This is a genomic window from Psychrobacter sp. NC44 (assembly GCF_904846655.1).
GTDB lineage: Bacteria > Pseudomonadota > Gammaproteobacteria > Pseudomonadales > Moraxellaceae > Psychrobacter.
Map to the genome: position 1 here is coordinate 1 of NZ_CAJHBN010000021.1, position 18,569 is coordinate 18,569.

The following is an 18,569-nucleotide window of genomic DNA, read 5'->3' on the forward strand; positions in this document are numbered from 1 at the left end:
AGGAATATTATAACCCCTAATTTATGCACAAGACGCCTAATAACATAGCCTTAACAGCTATAATAGCATTGTGCACTTTTAATTCTGCACAATATGGGTTATACATACAAGGTTATTATACCTGATTTTAAAATATCACTGCTAATAGAAGGTCTTGTTTATTTCTTTTAGTTGTACTAAGGCATATAAAACGTGATTGCTCCAACATTAAAACTCACCCTAAAGCCCTATCAATCAACGCATCGGTAAGCTGAACCTGTGTCTCTTGAGACTGCTGTAGCTTAACTTTTAACTGATCGCAAATAGCCATTAGTTCATCGACTTTAGCAACGATACGGTGTTGTTCAGCTAGAGGAGGTATAGGAATTAAAAATTTTGATGTATTTCCCATGCTAAGATTAGCTCTTGCATTGTCGAGCCTTTCCTAAAAAGTGTGTAACTATCATTTAGATTGTAGAAGTACTTACACGAAATTTAGGAAAGGCTCGTTCATAGACAGTATGAAGGTATTTACTACCTGGCAATCAACAACTTTACAGCAACCTCAAAAAGACACTCATCTTTGATAGTAATACTAACTTTGCCATTATGAGCATTGGCGATAGCTTGCACAATAGATAAGCCTAAGCCTGTTCCTGAATGCATCGTATTCGTTTTATCATGACGATAGAATCGCTCAAACAGTTTATCGGCTTCAATCTGATTTAATGGTTTGTCTAGACGGTTGGTCATAGTTATTCTTAACCAGAGCTGCTCTGGGGATTGAATATCGTCTTTTGGCGCATTAAGCGAGGTGCTTGAAGTGAGGACAGTAGCGGATATCATAATAGTGCTATTACTAGCCGCATAATAAATCGCATTTGACATCAGGTTGGCAAACAGCCGTTGCAATAAGCCTTTATCACCTAGTACTGTTTTAAAATCACCCGATTTTTCAAAGATTATCTCACGATCCTCAGCAATCATCTCATAATAATCTATAAGCTTTGTGATCAAGCTCTCTATATCGACATGACTGATTTGCGAATCACTCAGCTCTTTTTGAGTTTTTGCCAGTAATAACATATCGTTAATCATGGCGGATAACTGCTTTAACGTATCATGCTGATGATGCAATTGCTCAATGTATTCGTCGCTTTCTCTTGGCTTAGTTAACATGACTTGCGTTTGCGTACTCAGCGTCGCTATTGGCGTACGTAGCTCATGGGCGATATTGTCTGAAAACCGTGATAATGATTCAAAGTTACTTTCAAGCTTGACCATCATAGAATTATAAGACTCCGTTAGTGGACGTAATTCTAACGGCATATCGCCAACCACAATTCTTTCATCTAACCTTTGAAGATTAATGCCTTTCATCTTTTGTACGATAGTAGCTAGGGGAGCAAAACCCCAGTGTACACTTAGTGCTGCTACTGAAACCAATAATAAGGTAATGGCGATAAGTATCAAGCTCAGCTGGCGATTAAACTGGATAAGATATTGATTATGCACATCGATAGGTAGAGCAATAAATGCCAAAACCTCTTGATGTGTAATGATAATGGCTCGGTAATGCCTATTATTTATCTTGATCATAAACTGCTGATCGCGATAGTCCTGCAATAGTTGTAACAAGCTAAAATCTGCCGGTAGATCATTGATGAAATTACTGGGATCGCTGGATAATAATTTGCCATTTTTATCTGATACTAAGGTTTTTAAATCATAATCCAGCCAAGAAGAATGTAGATGATTGGCATCAATTAGCGCTTGCGACTTTGATACTGTGAATAGTTCTATGTGATCTTCCAAACTAACCATACGTTTGCGCAGGTTAAAAGCTGCATGAGTAAGGATTTCTGAGTCCATTTGCTCAAAGTGTCCACTCACAGAGCGCTGAACCCATGCGTAGATAATAACCTGAGAGATAATAACGAACAATGTCAGTAAAAAAATAGTTCGCCATAACAGTGACCAACGCCGATTCTTAGATTTATGTCTCATTTGATGTCAGACTGTCTTTATTAATACTATCGTCGCCCATGCCACTATCCACGTCGACAGCCAGTGGCTCTAACTTGTAGCCCATTCCGCGTACCGTATGAATCAGCTTTATATCAAATCCATCATCAATTTTTATCCGCAAGCGCCTTATAGCCACGTCAATGACATTCGTATCACTCTCAAAGTTTATATCCCATACTTGCGAGGCGATCACAGTGCGCGGCAGTACCTCACCTTGACGTTCTAAGAAAAGTTGTAATAAAGCAAACTCTTTAGCAGTCAATTTTATATTAGTGTTGCCTCTATGAACGGTGCGTTTGGCAATATCCATTTTCAGATCAGCTATGTGTATGACCGAGCTTTTATAATCAGATTGATTGGCACGGCGCAATAGGCTTTTTATTCTAACAATCAGTTCAGCAAAAGCAAAAGGCTTGGTCAGATAATCATCGCCACCAATTTCAATACCTTTGATCCGATCGCTTAAATCATCTTTAGCCGTTAAAAATAAAACTGGCGTATGCTTTCCAGCAGCTCGGTAGCGCTGTACCAACTCAAAGCCACTGACGTCAGGTAGCATGACATCCATCAAAACCACACTAAAATCTTCAGTCATTAACGCATGATAGCCATCTAAACCTGTCATGTGATGATCCACGATGAAACCGGCCTCAGTTAAGCCTTTCTTAATATATTCTCCAAGGTTTTTCTCATCTTCTACTAACAGTACTTTCATCGTTGCTTACCTTTATATCATTATAGTTGTCAACAGCGTATCACTAACATTGTTAGCTTATCAGCCATATATTTATCAGGAACCCTTGTTATAACAGTGTTCTTTGGATAGAGACAGATGCTGGTATTTGGTTTTAATGACAAGAAGATGACAATATTATGCTGTTCCTAACGAACATGTAATATCCGTGTCATCTAGCTGTCAGCCACCATTTAGTATTCTAAATCAACGCCGCATATTGGCTTGTCTCTGATACAGACTGCCTCTACGAGTAAAGCAATTATCCTACTTAAACAGTTTGTTATTTATCTTTAAAGGGTCTTATATGAAAAATTATAGTTCATTAAAAAAAGCAGCTTTGCTTTCAGTATCGATGTTAGTGGGCATGTCAGCGGCCAATGCGCATACCACAAACTTAGATGCTTCTGTTCTCGGTAATTGTGATGCGCTCACTAGTTTTGCAAGAAACGCAGATCATAATGATGCACAAATGTCCAAAGAGCAAAAGAAAAGTTATGTCGACGCCAGAGTGGCTTGTCAGGTTCAACATCAAGATCAACATTTGCAGTCTGAAAAGTATTTTGTAAAAAAATATGGTAGCGATCGTGATAGAAATGCTGAAGCCATATTAAATGAATATATCGCGCATTAAAATCTAAAGCAGTGAGAATGACAGCATTGTAATCTTAACGTCATCTGCCAGTCAGAATGAATGATGTATCATTTAGGCTGGTTTAACAGCTATTGAACTCAATAGCCTTTAATCCAAACAATAGGAATTAATCATGTCACAATTTAAATTACTGTCTAAATCAATCGCAATGACGGCCATCGCTCTTGTCGTATCGACCTCAGCTATGGCGCATGACCCTAAAATGCATGCTGAAAAAGATCAAATGAACTGTGAAAAAATGCAAAAGCATATGGATATGATGGGAAAAATGGATCATAGCAAGATGGACATGAGCGATCCTGCCATGAAAGCGATGATGGCTAACATGGGTAAAATGAAGCAAATGTACCAAAAACACTGCGTTACTAACGACAGTAAATCTTAAAAATTTTAGCTCTGTTAAATAGCAGTCAACACTTAACGGAAATAAATTTTTAGGAAAACATATGAAATTTTTATTGGGTGCGCTCTTTACCGTATTTGTGGCAATCGTTAGCGTGTTTGCGGTTGTTACTAGTGGCGTTGTCAATGTGGGAGCTGACCAAGAGCATAGCCCAATGATGTTTAGCTTTTTAGAAACTGCTCGCAATCGTTCCATAGAAAATGCCAGTAAAGATATTGTGGTACCAGATTTAGAGAAGGTTGAGCTAATCAGTTCTGGTGGCGCGGACTATAAGGATATGTGTGCAGGCTGTCACTTGTCTCCGGGAGTGGCACAAACTGACTTTAGTGAGAGCTTATATCCAAAGCCGCCCAACTTTACCAAGGCTGATATTGTCAAACGTTATCAAACAGAAGACGGTGCAAAGCAAAGCTTTTGGGCAATCAAGCACGGTATTATGGCATCTGGAATGCCTGCGTGGGGCGCGTCCCATGATGACGGTAGAATGTGGGCAATGGTAGCCTTCATTAGATCGTTACCTGAATTAGATGAAAGCCAATACACGATGCTAACCACTAGGATAGATGGCGATATGATGGACATGTCATTTGACGGTGATATGAATATGTCAGATGGTGGTGATATGGGTATGAATATGTCGGATGATGGATCTGGAATGCAGCATTAATACTTTCTAGATATGAAAGCCTCCTAACTCACGGTTGTCGCTATTAATAATGCAGTACTGAACAGTGCTGCATTTAATGTTTTTAGTTAAGTACATAAGAATTCAAATATAGGGTGTAAGTTTTTAGAATATCGAGCATAACAATAGACGTTTAGGAGTAATTTAATGAGACATTACACACATGTGCTTTCTAATGGACATAGCTGGTTATCCGGTCGTGTCCTTTTATTGGTGGTGACATCGTCACTCTCGTTAACGCTAGCCGCTTGCAGCCAATCTAATACCAGTGGCTCTGATTCTCAACCAGTAAAGGTTGAACAGTCCGCTACCCAGAATGCACAAGTACAAAATGAAAGTTCTGCTCCTACAAATGCTCCCGTTAACAGCTCGTCATCATTACTCAAAAACGTCTCAGCCACGGTTTATAAAGATGCCAACTGCGGCTGCTGTAAAGAATGGGTAGGCTATGCAAAAAACAATGGATTAAGTGCAACCACGCACGATGTGGAAGATCTATCCTTATTTAAGGAGCGTTATGGCGTACCACAGCAAATGCGCTCTTGTCATACCACCGTTACCACCGACGGTTTTGTCTTTGAAGGGCATGTCCCTGCTAAACACATGGCTGAATTCTTAGCAAATCCTCCTGCACAAGCTATTGGACTTGCCGTACCGAGTATGCCGGTTGGTAGCCCCGGTATGGAGTATGAAGGTAAATTCATGCCTTATAAGGTAATGCAGCTTAATAAAGACGGCACCACAGAAGTCTATGCTGCTATTGAGTCTCCTCAGCAGCAGCTGTAGTGTTGGCTTAGATGTGAATAGATTCTGTTAAATATCGAAAATATTATAACTATAAGCTTAACCACCATCTCTCAAATTAAATCAGGTTATCATTATGAATAAAAAGAACATACTGAACCGCCGACGTTTTTTAACCGGATCCTCTGCTGTCCTTGGTGCCTCCTTGATGCCGACTATTGCTAGTAGCGCATTGGGACAATCGAGTCGCTCAGGCAGTCAGGGCGCTACTATTAATAGTGATCAAAACGTTCATAAAGTACCTGTATTGACAGGGAAAGAGTTTGATTTATACGTCAGTAAACAGTCCGCTATTGTGAACGGCAAAAAGAGCATGGCGACGCTCATCAATGATTCACTACCAGCACCGACGCTAAAAATGCGTGAAGGCGATACGGTGGTGATACGTGTTCATAATCAGATGGATGAATCAACCTCTATCCATTGGCATGGACTACTAGTACCGTTTGAGATGGATGGGGTGCCGGGCATTAGCTTTGATGGCATTCCTGCGAACAGCACCTTTACTTATAAATTCAAATTAAAACAATCAGGCACTTATTGGTATCACTCACACAGTGGGTTCCAAGAACAAACCGGTATGCTGGGTGCCATTGTGATTGAACCTAAAGGGCGTGAGCGTCATCCTATCGACGAAGACCATGTGATCGTGCTTAGTGATTGGACCAGCCGCAACCCGCATAATCTCTTGAAGCTGCTCAAACAGCGCGCCGACTTTGACAACTACCATCTACCAGACTTCAAAAAACTGCTTGCTGATATTGCCGAAACGGATATGAAAACCGCGTTTGATAAGCGCAAAATGTGGAATCAGATGCGCATGATGCCCACTGATTTTACGGACTTGTCGGGTGAAAACACATTTACCTACCTTATCAATGGCAAAACGACCGCAGCTAATTGGGCGCAAATCGTCAAAGCAGGACAGCGCGTTAAATTACGCTTTATCAATGCCTCAGCGCAAACCATCTTTGATGTACGCATACCCGGTCTTAAAATGACAGTCGTCTCAACGGATGGTAATGATGTCGCACCAGTCGCTATTGATGATTTTCGTATTGGCGTGGCTGAGACCTATGATGTCATTGTCACCCCGACCAAAGATGCGCATACCATATTTGCCCAAAACATAGACCGTTCGGGCTATGTCGCAGCAACGCTTGCCACCAAAGAAGGTGCTCGTGCGGCAACGCCTGCTATGGACAAAATTGAATGGCTCACCATGGCAGATATGATGGGTGCTATGGGTGCTAATGGTTATAAAGCTAAGCACGCTAAAACAGAATATGACTTTAAGTCTGATATGCGTGTGGACAGTCCACGTATGAACCTTGACGATCCAGGTATCAACCTGCGCAATATTAATAGAGAGGTATTGAATTATAGTCAGCTACGCTCTGTCGATGAGGCAATATTTGCGGAGCAGCGCAAGCCTACCCGAGAGATCGAGCTACATTTAACCGGTAACATGGAGCGCTATATTTGGGCGTTTGATGGGGTTAAGTTCAGTGAGGCCACGCCGGTCAATATCAAGCCGGGTGAGCGCGTGCGTATTACCTTAGTCAATGACACGATGATGAATCATCCGATGCATTTACATGGGATGTGGAGCGATTTGCGCATGCCTAACGGTGAGTTTCAGGTGCGTAAGCATACTATGATGGTGCAACCAGCTCAAAAAATTAGCTTTGATGTCACAGGAGAAGCTGGTCGATGGGCATGGCATTGTCATCTGCTCTATCATATGGAAGCCGGTATGTTCAGAGAAGTGGCGGTCGTTTAAGCAAATCTTTGGTTGATAGGTGAGAGATGAGATGAAAATACATAAAGTGGGTTTACGGTTCGCTGGGGTATCATCATTGGTATTACTAGCATCATCATTTGCTAATGCTGCTGACCCTGCCACTGCTAAAAAAGACATGACTATGTCAGATATGGACCATAGTAGTATGGACATGTCGGATATGGATCATAGCAAAATGGATATGTCTGGTATGGACATGTCGGATATGGATCACAGCAAAATGGATATGTCTGGTATGGGCATGTCGGATATGGATCATAGCAAAATGGATATGTCTGGTATGGACATGTCGGATATGGATCACAGTGGCATGGATATGTCAGGCATGGACCATGGCAGTATGGATATGTCAGGCATGGACCATGGCAGTATGGATATGTCAGGCATGGACCATGGCAGTATGGATATGTCAGGTATGGACCATGGCAGTATGGATATGTCAGGTATGGACCATGGCAGTATGGATATGTCAGGTATGCAAGGTGGTAAAGCTCCAGCTGATGCTCGCAGTCCTGACTATTCAAACGGTGTTCCCTATGGACGCTATGGTCAGCCTATGATGATGGGTGATATGCCATTATGGGGCGTTTCTGTAGACGATTTAGGCTATCAGTTTGATGACGATCAGATTAATTATGAGGTTAGTGCTTGGTATGGCCTAGATGAGCGCCGTCTATCTTTACGTAGTGAAGGTAGTGTTCAGACCAAAGATGAGAAAGACATTGATAGTCTGACCTCATTGTCTTACTGGAAGCCGCTAAGTATTTTTTGGAATGGCGAAGCAGGGGTCGCCTATGATACCAAGAATGATAAGCCTGCCATTATGGCCGGTATTGTCGGCACAATGCCTTACTTTATTGAAACAGATGCTAGAGCATATCTCTACACCGATGGTCAAGTTAGGCTTGATCTTGGTGCAGAATATGAATGGCGTTTGAGTCAGCACTGGGTTGTGATACCGGAAGTTGGTCTGTCAGCTTTTAGTAAAGACGATATTGACAATCATATCACCAAGGGATTCAATGAATTAGAGACTGAAGTTAGACTGACTTATGAAACCTTAGGTCGTCAACTGGCACCTTACGTCGGTGTGAGCTATGAGACGGCTCTTGGCAGTGCGCGTGACCAGCGGCGTCAAGAAAATGAATCGGTTGATAGCAGTAGTTTGACTGCCGGTGTTAAATTCTGGTTCTAACATTGTCAAAATTATAGGAGATATATTATGAATACTTCTGATCAAAACAGCATGAATCATCAAAGCCATCAACAGGGCATGAATCCTTATGTGAAGTTCACTTTGATGATTCTGACGTCTACGATTGTAATGTTTATCATGATGTATTTTAATACCTATCAATTGGATCATGTTTATTTTAGTGAGACCCGAGCTTATATGGCGCTCTACATGGGTGCCGGTATGGCCGTCATTATGCTGGCCTTTATGGGTAATATGTATAAGAAGACCAAGGTAAATCTACTGGTTTATGGAATAAGTGTAGTAATGTTTGCTGTAGGTATTTGGGGTGTGCGTTCCCAAGCAACGGTTGATCAAGTCGATTGGATGCAAGCCATGATACCTCATCACTCGATTGCCATTTTGACGAGCTCAAGAGCAGATATTGAAGACCCTAGAGTACAACAGCTCGCTGACGATATTATTAAAGCGCAAAAGCGTGAAATCGCTGAGATGCAAGCGCTTATTGAAGAGCTCGAATAGACGGCTATATATAGAGGTATGGCAAGCTAAGAAATTGATTATGAAAAAATGGTGATACCTGGTATCAGCGCTATAGTCTTCGCTGGTACCTTTACCTTAAAAGGACAGATTGCACAGATAATTAATGTGATTTTTTACCTACCCCTTCAACTGCAGTAACTGCTCTTTGTTTTACTGTTCTTATTTCAAAACCTCTTATTCCTATATCGAAATGTTCAATATCTGTCGATTGCTATTCTTGAGTGATAGTAAGCATCTAAAAGTATACGCTCGCCCACCACTGTCAATATGAGTGCTATGAGTCTTGGAGAAATACTATGATGGAAGGCATGGGTTGGGGTTGGATGGCTCTCTGCTTGTTGTTTGCGCTACTATTTTTCGCAGTACTAGTACTAACAATCATGGCACTGCTCAAGTATTTGCGTGATAAAAACTAAATTCCAATTGAAAAGTATAGAAATTATTTTTTAGAGGTTTTTAGATTAATGATTAGATGAATAGCAATCGAGGATTGATGATAGTGCTTTAAGAGTTGTACTTATTATAAATATTTATTGTCTTCAAGGAGTGGTTTTATGAAACATATTGCCGATGAAAAATCTATCAAAGGTGGTCAGTACGATAAAGTACCAGAAAATTATAGCGGTACGGTCTATATTTGTCCTATGCATCCTGAGGTTAGAGATACTGAAAAGAGCGATTGTCCGATATGCGGCATGTTTCTTAAACCTGAAGACGAGGTTGCTGAATCCAACAACCATGAAGATAGTCATGCGCATTGTCATGGAGCGGATGCTAATAATAGTAATGAGGTAAATTCTGTCGAAGACGATAAGTACGACAAGATACCGGAAAATTATAGCGGTACGGTCTATATTTGTCCTATGCATCCAGAAGTAAGAGATGTTGAAAAAAGTGACTGCCCAATATGTGGCATGTTTCTTAAACCTGAAGACGAAGTTGCTAAAGATGATAGTCACGCTAGCTGTCATGGAAAGGATACTGATAGTAGCGGAGTAAAATCTGTTAAAGGCGGTAAATACGATAAAGTACCTGCTGATTACGATGGCACGGTATATACCTGTCCTATGCATCCTGAAGTGAGAGACGTTAGAAATAGCGGTTGTCCGATATGTGGTATGGCGCTTGAGCCCGAAACGCTTACTATCGGTGAAGAGGACACCTCAGAGCTTGACGACATGACTCGTCGTTTTTGGATATGTACCGTGTTGACTGTACCGCTATTAATATATGTGATGAGCGGTATGTTTGACTTAAACGTAGTTAATTTTAGTCAGTATGGTATCTCCTCAAAGATCTTACAATGGGCTGAGTTAGTGCTCGCGACCCCTGTAGTGCTTTGGGGCGCCGCCCCGTTTTTCGTCCGTGGCTGGCAGTCTATAAAAAGCCGCAATCTAAATATGTTTACCTTGATTGCGATAGGCGTAGGCGCTGCTTATATTTTTAGTATTGTCGCGACCTTTTTTCCCGATATTTTCCCAGACAGTTTCAGAGATGCCTCTGGTCAAGTCGGAGTCTACTATGAAGCGGCAGCGGTCATTGTGACCTTGGTGCTACTGGGTCAAGTATTAGAGCTCAAAGCTAGAAGTCAAACTTCAGGTGCGATTAGAGCTTTGCTTGAGCTCGCACCACCAACCGCAAGACGTGTCGATGAAAACGGTGAAGAAGTCGAAGTCTCGCTTGATGAGGTCGTCACTGGCGATAAGCTACGGGTTAAACCAGGTGAGAAACTACCCGTAGATGGTACAGTGATCGATGGTAATAGTAATGTTGATGAATCAATGGTGACGGGTGAGCCAATCCCTGTATCAAAAGTAGCAGGAGATACAGTGACTGGTGGTACGGTAAATGGCACCGGAACGCTATTGGTCGAAGCGGTCAATGTTGGAGCAGATTCGGTATTATCCAAAATTGTACAAATGGTTGCCGAAGCTCAGCGTAGCCGCGCGCCTATCCAGCGCTTGGTAGATCAAGTGGCGGGTTGGTTCGTACCTATTGTTATTGTCAGCTCTATCATAACCTTTATTGTCTGGGCAATCTTTGGCCCTGAGCCGGCTATGGCCTATGCTTTGGTTAACGCTATCGCGGTACTGATTATTGCCTGTCCTTGTGCCCTTGGTCTGGCGACACCTATGTCTATTATGGTCGGTACTGGTAAAGGCGCGCAAAACGGCGTCCTCATCAAAAATGCTGAAGCGTTAGAGAGTATGGAAAAAGTCGATACCATTGTCGTCGACAAGACCGGAACACTGACCGCTGGTAAGCCCGAGCTTACCGCAATTGATGCGCAGGTAGGTCAAGATGAAGACGAGTTCCTCGCATTGGTAGCCTCAGTAGAAAGCGCTAGCGAGCATCCTTTAGCAGAAGCTATCGTTAGAGCAGCTCAAGAAAGATCACTCATTATTCCTAAAGCTACTGACTTTAATTCGACTACTGGCGAAGGCGTACAAGCCGTGGTCGATGGTAAGAAAGTCGCTATTGGTAACTCTAAGCTTATGGAAAGCCTAAATAGTTTTGATAATGAGCTGTCCACTAAAGCTGATGTCCGTAGAAAAGACGGTGAAACGGTAATGTTTGTGGCTATAGACGGTAAAGCTGCTGGTATTATTTCAGTTGCTGACCCTATTAAACCAAGCACTAAAGAGGCTATTTCACTGCTTCATGACGCAGGTTTAAAAGTTGTGATGCTAACCGGTGACAACGAAAAAACCGCGCAGGCAGTCGCCAATAAACTAGGTATTGATGAAGTTCATGCGGATGTCTCACCAGAGGATAAAAACCGTATCGTCAAAGAAATGCAAGACAGCGGTAAATTGGTCGCTATGGCGGGTGATGGTATCAACGACGCACCAGCGCTAGCGCAAGCTAATGTTGGTATCGCTATGGGAACCGGTACCGATGTGGCGATGGAGAGTGCGGGCATTACCCTGCTAAAAGGTGATTTAATGGGCATTGCCAAAGCTTATAAGCTTAGCCACGCCACCATGCGCAATATCAGACAGAATCTGTTTTTTGCCTTTATCTACAATGCACTTGGTGTTCCTATTGCCGCAGGTGTGCTCTATCCCATATTTGGGCTTCTGCTCAGTCCGATGATAGCAGCGGCAGCGATGAGCTTGTCGTCATTCTCGGTGATTGCTAACGCGCTGCGATTGCGCCGTTTGAAACTATAATTCTGGTACGGTAAAAAGTGTTCTAAAGCACACTGACACATACTGGTCTAAACAAGATCACAAAATATAAGGATACCGTTATGGGCAGCTTTTCTATTACACATTGGCTGATTTTATTGGTCGTAGTGGTGGTCGTATTTGGTACTGCCAAGCTTAAAAATGCAGGTAAAGATTTAGGCGGTGCGGTGAAGGGTTTTAAAGAAGCGGTCAAAGATGAAGAACCCGAGAATGCTCGCAAAAATCATGTGCTTAGCCATGAAAATAGTACGCCAGCTGCAAGTAATGATTTAAATACGCGTGTAGGTAATCAGGCTGATGATATGGAAATCAGCCCTATTTCCACTGATGACCAGCCTAAAGTATGAAGCGCGCCGCTTATAAATAGCGGCACTAAGTAGTCTATTAATATATGTGACTGTTATGTTTGATATTGGGTTTTCCGAATTACTCTTGTTTGGCGTCATTGCTTTAATCGTATTGGGCCCAGAAAAACTGCCGCAAGCCGCACGTACCGCTGGGCAATGGTATGCCAAACTGCGCCGTACAGTATCCACTCTACAATCTGAAATAGAAGCTGAGCTTGATCTAGCTGAAACACGTCAACAAATGCAAAATGAACTTGCGAAAATCCGTCAGACCGAGTCGGATATGAAGCGCGAATTAGCAGAAATGCGTGGCAGTATGCAAAAGTTTGAGCAGTCACAGAACCAAAGCCTAGACGCTTCACATCAGTCAATCACCCCTTATGCTAAAGACCATCAACAGAATACTACCTCCTCGTTCATTAAACAGGAGGCGGATCAGTGAGCCTATTTAAACGGCAAAAAAGTCGACAAGAAAAAATAACAGATATAGAGTTTGAGGCGCCAACAGATACAACACAGAATAGTGAGTCTGGAGATACATTAGGTACGCTTGGCGATATGCCTATTACCGGACATTTAATCGAGCTGCGTACGCACTTAATAAGAATATGCGTGGTCGTCTTAATTATATTCTTAGTATTGGTGGGATTTTCACGCGAGCTTTATAATCTTTTATCAGACCCATTAGTGGCGCAGTTACCCATCAATTCGACCATGATTGCCACTGATATAACGTCAAACTTTATGGCACCCATTCGCTTAACGATATTCGTCGCCGCATTTTTAGCAATGCCTTATATCCTGTATCAAATTTGGTCATTTGTAGCTTCCGGCTTATATAAAAAAGAGAAGAAAATTGCCATTCCTGTACTGCTATCTTCGATATTTCTATTTTATGCTGGTGTTGCTTTTTCCTACTTTGTCGTACTCAAAGGGGTATTGAAATTTTTTATTATGTTCGCTCCGCAGAACGTTATACCAATGACCGATATTGACAGTTATCTGAGCTTTGCCCTCAAGCTATTTATGGTGTTTGGACTGACTTTTGAGATTCCAGTGGTTACCTTATTGCTGATAATGGCCGGAATCGTTTCTACTCAAATTTTAGAAGATAAGCGTCGTTATATCATAGTCGGCTGTTTTGGGATCGCCGCGGTAGTGACACCGCCTGATGGTGTATCAATGCTGTTGTTGGCGATTCCTATGTGGCTATTATTTGAGCTGGGTTTACTCTTAGCAAAGATATTAATTAAAAATGAACGAAATAATGATTTAGTCTCAGGGAATGAAACATTAGAAAGTAGCTAGCACTACTTAAATACGCCAAGAACCTTTTTTACTTTTTACTTTTTACTTTTTACTAGAGTATGTCAGCGTGAGTACTCTACTTAGCGACGGACTCTAAATGGAACACCCAACTAATAACAACGAAAAAAATGACGGTCTTGCAAATCGACTTAACCAAGAGTGCTACTGCATTACCCTTGATCGTAAAGCGCTTAATACAAGCCTTCAAGATCAATTGGTAGAAACTAGAAACAATCCAATAAGAGCGAACGAGCTTAATAAGCTTTTTTCAGCAACACCCGTGTTCGTTCCCAAAACAGAGATAGAGGCGATGGAGCGAATCGTCAGGGCTATCGAGTCAGCTGCCGAACTGCCATTGTATCAAGAGCAAGTGCTGTCGTGGGCACCAGAAATAGCTGCTTTCGACCCAGGCCCAATAGGGGCCCTCATGGGTTATGACTTTCACTTGGGTAGCGATGGACCTCAGCTCATCGAGGTCAATACTAATGCCGGTGGCGCATTTCTGAATGTGTTGCTCGCTCGCGCACAAAAACGCTGTTGCAACCCCTCAGAGCAAAGCGCTGCAACCAATCAAATGCTAGATAGGTTCGAGGAAGCAGTGTTTGACATGTTCAAACAGGAATGGCAGCGACAGTCCGCTGTTGCTATGCCCAATCGGATAGCCATTGTGGACAATGACCCCGAGAGTCAGTTCATGTTCTTAGAGTTTGAGTTAGCCTGTCAACTGCTCCAAGCTAGAGGTATTGATACTGTGATACTTGATCCCTCTGAACTCGAGTATATCGACGGTACGTTAACAGCCCATGGCCAGAAAATCGATATGATTTACAATCGGCTTGTCGACTTTGCATTTGAGGACCCTGACCATGTATTGCTTAAGCAGGCTTATTTAGAGGGTGCTGTGGTAGTGACACCCAATCCCCGCGTACATGCTATGTTGGCCAATAAGCAAAACCTGACATTGCTATCAGACTCCCAAATATTGCGCTCTTGGGGTCTGGATGAGGCTGCAGTGGAGTGCCTCGAAAGGTCTGTACCGAGGACTAAGATTGTATCAAGAGACGATGCAGCAGAGTTGTGGCTTACTCGGCGGCAACTGTTTTTTAAGCCAGTTGCTGGTCATGGAAGCAAAGGCGTTTATCGCGGTAGCAAACTGACTCGACGCGTCTTCGAAAACATTCTGGATGAAGATTATATCGCACAGACCTTTGTCCCTGCAGGAGAGAGATCACTCAAAATTGATGACATCGTAACAACAAGAAAGGTAGATATACGTCTTTATACGTATGGCGGAAAACTGTTACTACCTGCTGCGCGTGTGTATCAAGGTCAGGTGACTAACTTCCGTACGCCAGGCGGTGGATTCGCGCCTGTCTTTCAGGTGTGATCGTCTAGGTCTTATTTAGATGGCATTAGGCTGTTATAAGTCCGGTTAACTAATTCAATATTCTTCTTACCTAACCCCAGTTCGGGATAAGCCACATTGTAACTCATTGATACTATTTACAATGTGGCTGCCTGTCTCTGCTGAGGCATGTTTTTGATGGTGGGTTTATAGGGAAACCAGCAATAAGCAATTAAACCTGACAGCAAGTTTGTGATAAACCCCGTGACACTACGATGGCGTGAGTGTTCGATTTGGCACAAGTTTTTAAGCTCTCCAAACACCGTTTCAACCAAAGAGCGATGATTGAGTAGCGCCTCATCCATCGGCTCAAGTAATTGGGGTTTCATATTACGCCGAAGTTTGGTTATCAACGTGGTATCACTGTGTTTTGTGAGCCACGCGTTTAGTGCTTTACTGATGTATCCTCTATCACCAAACACCTTGCCAAACACAGACGTTGCCATATCCTTAACAGGCACTCTGTCATCGGTATTACCCGCAGTGACTTTAACAGATACAAGCTCGCCCTTATGATTGATAATGGCATGCAGCTTAAAGCCATAGAACCAGCCCATGCTGCTTTTGCCTCGGGTTGCAAGTCCTTCAAAGACTTTGTGACGGTAGATACGCTTGTTATGACAAACTGCTATCTTGGTTGAATCAATATAGCTGATACCCGTACAGTCGCCCATCATACTTTGCAAGTAGCTGCACAGTGGCATGATACTGCGCGGCACTAGCTCTATAAATCGCGAGTAGCTCGGCAGATTTGGAAACTCCCGTTTCATCATGCCAAGCATGTGATGGTAGTAAAACGCCTTAAACTGTCGATAACGCAGTTGATGAAACAGTACCAAGATAGTCATAATCTCTGCTACACTTATCTAGCATGCTCTTAGCCGTTGACGGCCCGTTGCGATTAAATGAGCGTCAAACTCAGGTTTGAATTGCTAATAAAAGTCGTCAATATGGCAGTATAGTTCGGTTAGGTTGTCCATGTAAGAAGTCCTTGTTGTGAAGTTTGTCTTGGTAAACTTACTTTAGCAACTTTGGACTTCTTTTTTTATCTTTTTTTTGAGCGCTTATCCCGAACTGGGGTTATCATAACTAAAGAAGCGAAGTAATACTCAAATACTCAAATACTCAAAATCATTTTGACTATCTGTATCAAGGCTTGTCAAATTACAATGGTCTGTTATCAGCAGTTCCTTTTATACAGTCTGTTTTAAGTAGTTTATTAGCGTAAATAGGGTCAAGAAAAATATTGATTACGTTTTAGGCTATGGTATTTCAGCCGAATCTCTTATAGCCGAATCATCATCGCAACGATGATATTTATACCAGATTGATTATCAAAGTAGGCTTCCCTGCGTATAGCAGGGTTTCCCCTACCTATTCAAATCATCTGTCTCATCTTTAAAGGTTTCTACAACGACAGCAAAAATGTCATCCCAAACTGCCTCATTTGCCAAAAACGGATAATCCTTAAGTAGCTTATTACTTTTAGCACCTTTATTTTGTAGCATGCTGCGAATGATTCTATCGGCATAGCTGTTGGGCATCTCAATAATCTCTTTTATCGCCAGTCGTGCATGGTCATGTTGTCTTAGGTACTGTGACTCGTTATGCATCTCTTTTTCAATAACATGCGCAATCAGTCCTGATAAGTACTGAACATGAGGCGTCAGGTCCATAAAGCGCCATGCCGGTTGAATAAGGTGACTGTCTTCAAAATTTAAGTTTGAGCGAATACCATCAGGGTAAGTAATCGCTTGTTTATCAAAGCTGTAATGATCACGGATTTGCTCCATAAGTGGCACGGATACACGGTCTAAAATTTTATCATAGGCATGACGGTCTGAGGGATGCTCAGCGATGGCTTGCGATATAGGTAAGATAATCGGCTCATAAATGACGTGGTCTCGTCTGAGGACATCATTAATTAAAAAGCGATGTACGCGGCCATTGCCATCCGCTAATGGATGAATATACACAAAGGCAAAGGAGACAACAGCACTACGCATCAGTGCTGATTGTCCCTCAGTCTTTTCCATAAATACCTGTAACCCTGCTAGCTTGTTAGCAATGTCATCAGCTGGTGGAGCAATATAATGCACAATTTCTTTAAAGCCATTCACCTGAGTGTGCGACACAAAAACTGGTGATTGACGGATGCCGTACTGCTGAATAATAGTTTTACTACCCAATATGTCTTGTTGCAACTCTGCTAGCGACTCAGGATCAAGCGGAATATCGCCCTTGCCGGTACGCCGTGCCATTACATCGGCGAAACGTTCAATACGTTTTAACTCTTTCCCTTCACCTTCTATAGTAAAACTGGCTTTACTCTCTCGTAATGTCATCCATACGGAGGCACGCATCAGTAAGTCTTGCCCAAATTCATCGTTCAGCTTGTCAACCATTGTGGCAATATCGAGTGCAGCGGCTTGCGTAAATGCCTCTGTTTTCACCAGTTGAGGACAGAAATGACGGGTTCCTGCAAGATTGTCATTGATACGCCAACGAGCATTCTTTATGACATGCGCAGGGCTTGAAGTAACCTGCTTCTTAGCATCTAAAGCGTCCACATAGTTACCGCCTAAATTACTCGGTACTGCTAACTGCTGACCCATGAGCCATTCATACAAAAAAGCCATTCTACGGGCATAGCTGCCTGTGGGCTCAGCGTTTACCCATGCTTGTACGTCATTAGCCCCTATCTGCTCAAACAGACGAGTCAGTAACTCTAAACTCAGTACTTCATGACGCATGTGAAATTGTAAGTGCGCAATGATTGTGTCCAGTGGACGCGCGGTTTCCTGATAAGCGTTATGAATGACGTCACCGTCTTTATAGGTTTGTCTGCGCCCACCGATACTACTGCTGACATATAAAGGGGCAACCAGCTCGATGCTTGCATGACGGATAAGCCATGCTGCGCCAATAGGGTCTGAGGTAGGGGTGTTCATCATGAGTGGCTCAAGCGATTATAGATAAGCCATTTTGCAGAAAAGCGATTATGAATGCAATATAATGATTATAATGAAGCCTCAATGCATTAAATCGATTTTTATATGACGCTGTGATGTCTTTAGATAAAGATCGAGGGGCGTTTTAAGTGGGCATAATTGATCGAAATTGAAGGTGGTAAATACCCCTCTTTTAACACAGCTACGTAGTAACAGAGTGCCTATTCTGTAAACAAAGTCTGCTTGCCTCGCGTGTAAAGCCTTATATATCAGCTGTTTACAAATAAAAATAAAGAATTAAATATTCCTAAACAAATGGCCACCTATTCTTAAATTGGCAAGTTCACTTATTACTATAAATAATGGATAGTTAATTTACCATTTCATGTTCGACTGTATCCAGTCTATTTTAAGCGGTCTATTTGACTGGCTTAAGTGGTGTATACCTAAAATATACCATTTTCAATTACTGACGTTTGTTGCCACGAATAGTAATTCCTCGTACTGTCTGATTAATATATCCCAAATTAGTTTCTAT

At 42.3% G+C, this 18,569-nt stretch carries 15 protein-coding genes and 2 pseudogenes; 12 read left to right on the plus strand and 5 right to left on the minus strand.

What is annotated here, in order from left to right:
- Positions 1-214: 214 nt before the first annotated feature.
- From JMX95_RS12525 to JMX95_RS12535, 3 genes and pseudogenes are all read right to left on the minus strand, one after another.
- Positions 215-394: pseudogene (locus JMX95_RS12525) on the minus strand (hypothetical protein); the annotation flags it as partial.
- A gap of 119 nt (positions 395-513) precedes the next feature.
- A complete protein-coding gene (locus JMX95_RS12530) occupies positions 514-1,986 on the minus strand; it encodes an ATP-binding protein (RefSeq protein WP_201560986.1) in 1,473 nt (490 codons plus the stop codon).
- Positions 1,976-2,722 (minus strand): heavy metal response regulator transcription factor, encoded by a 747-nt coding sequence (locus tag JMX95_RS12535; protein ID WP_045448100.1) that lies wholly within the window; start codon positions 2,720-2,722, stop codon positions 1,976-1,978. The genes JMX95_RS12530 and JMX95_RS12535 overlap by 11 nt, the downstream gene beginning before the upstream one ends.
- Positions 2,723-3,047: 325 nt before the next feature.
- Here JMX95_RS12535 and JMX95_RS12540 point away from each other — a divergent pair, with 325 nt between their 5' ends.
- The 12 genes from JMX95_RS12540 (at position 3,048) to JMX95_RS12595 (ending at position 15,062) form a co-directional block, all read left to right on the plus strand.
- Positions 3,048-3,374 carry a hypothetical protein gene (locus JMX95_RS12540; RefSeq protein ID WP_011959984.1) on the plus strand — a complete coding sequence of 109 codons (327 nt, stop codon included), beginning with the start codon at positions 3,048-3,050 and terminating at the stop codon, positions 3,372-3,374.
- 133 nt (positions 3,375-3,507) lie between these two features.
- Complete coding sequence (locus JMX95_RS12545) at positions 3,508-3,780, plus strand: hypothetical protein (protein WP_011959985.1); 273 nt, start codon at positions 3,508-3,510, stop codon at positions 3,778-3,780.
- Positions 3,781-3,841: 61 nt separating this feature from the next.
- The gene (locus tag JMX95_RS12550) at positions 3,842-4,465 is read left to right on the plus strand and encodes a c-type cytochrome (RefSeq protein WP_045448094.1); all 624 of its coding nucleotides are present in this window, start codon (positions 3,842-3,844) and stop codon (positions 4,463-4,465) included.
- A 165-nt stretch (positions 4,466-4,630) separates the two neighbouring features.
- Positions 4,631-5,269, plus strand: coding sequence for a DUF411 domain-containing protein (locus tag JMX95_RS12555; RefSeq protein ID WP_011959987.1), 639 nt, complete (start codon positions 4,631-4,633; stop codon positions 5,267-5,269).
- Positions 5,270-5,363: 94 nt separating this feature from the next.
- Entirely contained in the window at positions 5,364-7,070 is a 1,707-nt protein-coding gene (locus JMX95_RS12560; RefSeq protein WP_045448091.1) for a copper resistance system multicopper oxidase, read from the plus strand.
- Between the two features lie 31 nt (positions 7,071-7,101).
- Positions 7,102-8,286: a copper resistance protein B gene (locus JMX95_RS12565; protein ID WP_201560987.1), complete on the plus strand. Its 1,185-nt coding sequence runs from the start codon at positions 7,102-7,104 to the stop codon at positions 8,284-8,286.
- 27 nt (positions 8,287-8,313) lie between these two features.
- Positions 8,314-8,808, plus strand: a complete 495-nt coding sequence (locus tag JMX95_RS12570; protein WP_060492335.1) for a DUF305 domain-containing protein — start codon at positions 8,314-8,316, stop codon at positions 8,806-8,808.
- Between the two features lie 575 nt (positions 8,809-9,383).
- A complete protein-coding gene (locus tag JMX95_RS12575; protein WP_109592633.1) occupies positions 9,384-12,002 on the plus strand; it encodes a copper-transporting P-type ATPase in 2,619 nt (872 codons plus the stop codon).
- Between the two features lie 80 nt (positions 12,003-12,082).
- Entirely contained in the window at positions 12,083-12,367 is a 285-nt protein-coding gene (gene tatA / locus JMX95_RS12580) for a Sec-independent protein translocase subunit TatA (protein ID WP_011959992.1), read from the plus strand.
- Between the two features lie 55 nt (positions 12,368-12,422).
- A complete protein-coding gene (gene tatB / locus JMX95_RS12585; protein WP_011959993.1) occupies positions 12,423-12,809 on the plus strand; it encodes a Sec-independent protein translocase protein TatB in 387 nt (128 codons plus the stop codon).
- The gene (gene tatC / locus JMX95_RS12590) at positions 12,806-13,675 is read left to right on the plus strand and encodes a twin-arginine translocase subunit TatC (RefSeq protein WP_011959994.1); all 870 of its coding nucleotides are present in this window, start codon (positions 12,806-12,808) and stop codon (positions 13,673-13,675) included. Before tatB ends, tatC begins: the two co-directional genes overlap by 4 nt.
- A 97-nt stretch (positions 13,676-13,772) precedes the next feature.
- Positions 13,773-15,062, plus strand: coding sequence for a hypothetical protein (locus tag JMX95_RS12595; RefSeq protein ID WP_201560988.1), 1,290 nt, complete (start codon positions 13,773-13,775; stop codon positions 15,060-15,062).
- A 116-nt stretch (positions 15,063-15,178) separates the two neighbouring features.
- On the opposite strand, the pseudogene JMX95_RS12600 reads toward JMX95_RS12595, so the two are convergent.
- Together JMX95_RS12600 and JMX95_RS12605 are read right to left on the minus strand one after the other, a co-directional pair.
- A pseudogene (locus tag JMX95_RS12600) lies at positions 15,179-16,060 on the minus strand (IS982 family transposase).
- Positions 16,061-16,450: 390 nt separating this feature from the next.
- Positions 16,451-18,034, minus strand: a complete 1,584-nt coding sequence (locus JMX95_RS12605; RefSeq protein WP_201560989.1) for a Fic family protein — start codon at positions 18,032-18,034, stop codon at positions 16,451-16,453.
- Positions 18,035-18,569: the final 535 nt, after the last annotated feature.

Coding starts and splice junctions, on each gene's coding strand:
- JMX95_RS12530 (WP_201560986.1), bottom strand. CDS start 1,986: ATGAGACATAAATCTAAGAATCGGCGTTGGTCACTGTTATGGCGAACT.
- JMX95_RS12535 (WP_045448100.1), bottom strand. CDS start 2,722: ATGAAAGTACTGTTAGTAGAAGATGAGAAAAACCTTGGAGAATATATT.
- JMX95_RS12540 (WP_011959984.1), top strand. CDS start 3,048: ATGAAAAATTATAGTTCATTAAAAAAAGCAGCTTTGCTTTCAGTATCG.
- JMX95_RS12545 (WP_011959985.1), top strand. CDS start 3,508: ATGTCACAATTTAAATTACTGTCTAAATCAATCGCAATGACGGCCATC.
- JMX95_RS12550 (WP_045448094.1), top strand. CDS start 3,842: ATGAAATTTTTATTGGGTGCGCTCTTTACCGTATTTGTGGCAATCGTT.
- JMX95_RS12555 (WP_011959987.1), top strand. CDS start 4,631: ATGAGACATTACACACATGTGCTTTCTAATGGACATAGCTGGTTATCC.
- JMX95_RS12560 (WP_045448091.1), top strand. CDS start 5,364: ATGAATAAAAAGAACATACTGAACCGCCGACGTTTTTTAACCGGATCC.
- JMX95_RS12565 (WP_201560987.1), top strand. CDS start 7,102: ATGAAAATACATAAAGTGGGTTTACGGTTCGCTGGGGTATCATCATTG.
- JMX95_RS12570 (WP_060492335.1), top strand. CDS start 8,314: ATGAATACTTCTGATCAAAACAGCATGAATCATCAAAGCCATCAACAG.
- JMX95_RS12575 (WP_109592633.1), top strand. CDS start 9,384: ATGAAACATATTGCCGATGAAAAATCTATCAAAGGTGGTCAGTACGAT.
- tatA (WP_011959992.1), top strand. CDS start 12,083: ATGGGCAGCTTTTCTATTACACATTGGCTGATTTTATTGGTCGTAGTG.
- tatB (WP_011959993.1), top strand. CDS start 12,423: ATGTTTGATATTGGGTTTTCCGAATTACTCTTGTTTGGCGTCATTGCT.
- JMX95_RS12595 (WP_201560988.1), top strand. CDS start 13,773: ATGGAACACCCAACTAATAACAACGAAAAAAATGACGGTCTTGCAAAT.
- JMX95_RS12605 (WP_201560989.1), bottom strand. CDS start 18,034: ATGATGAACACCCCTACCTCAGACCCTATTGGCGCAGCATGGCTTATC.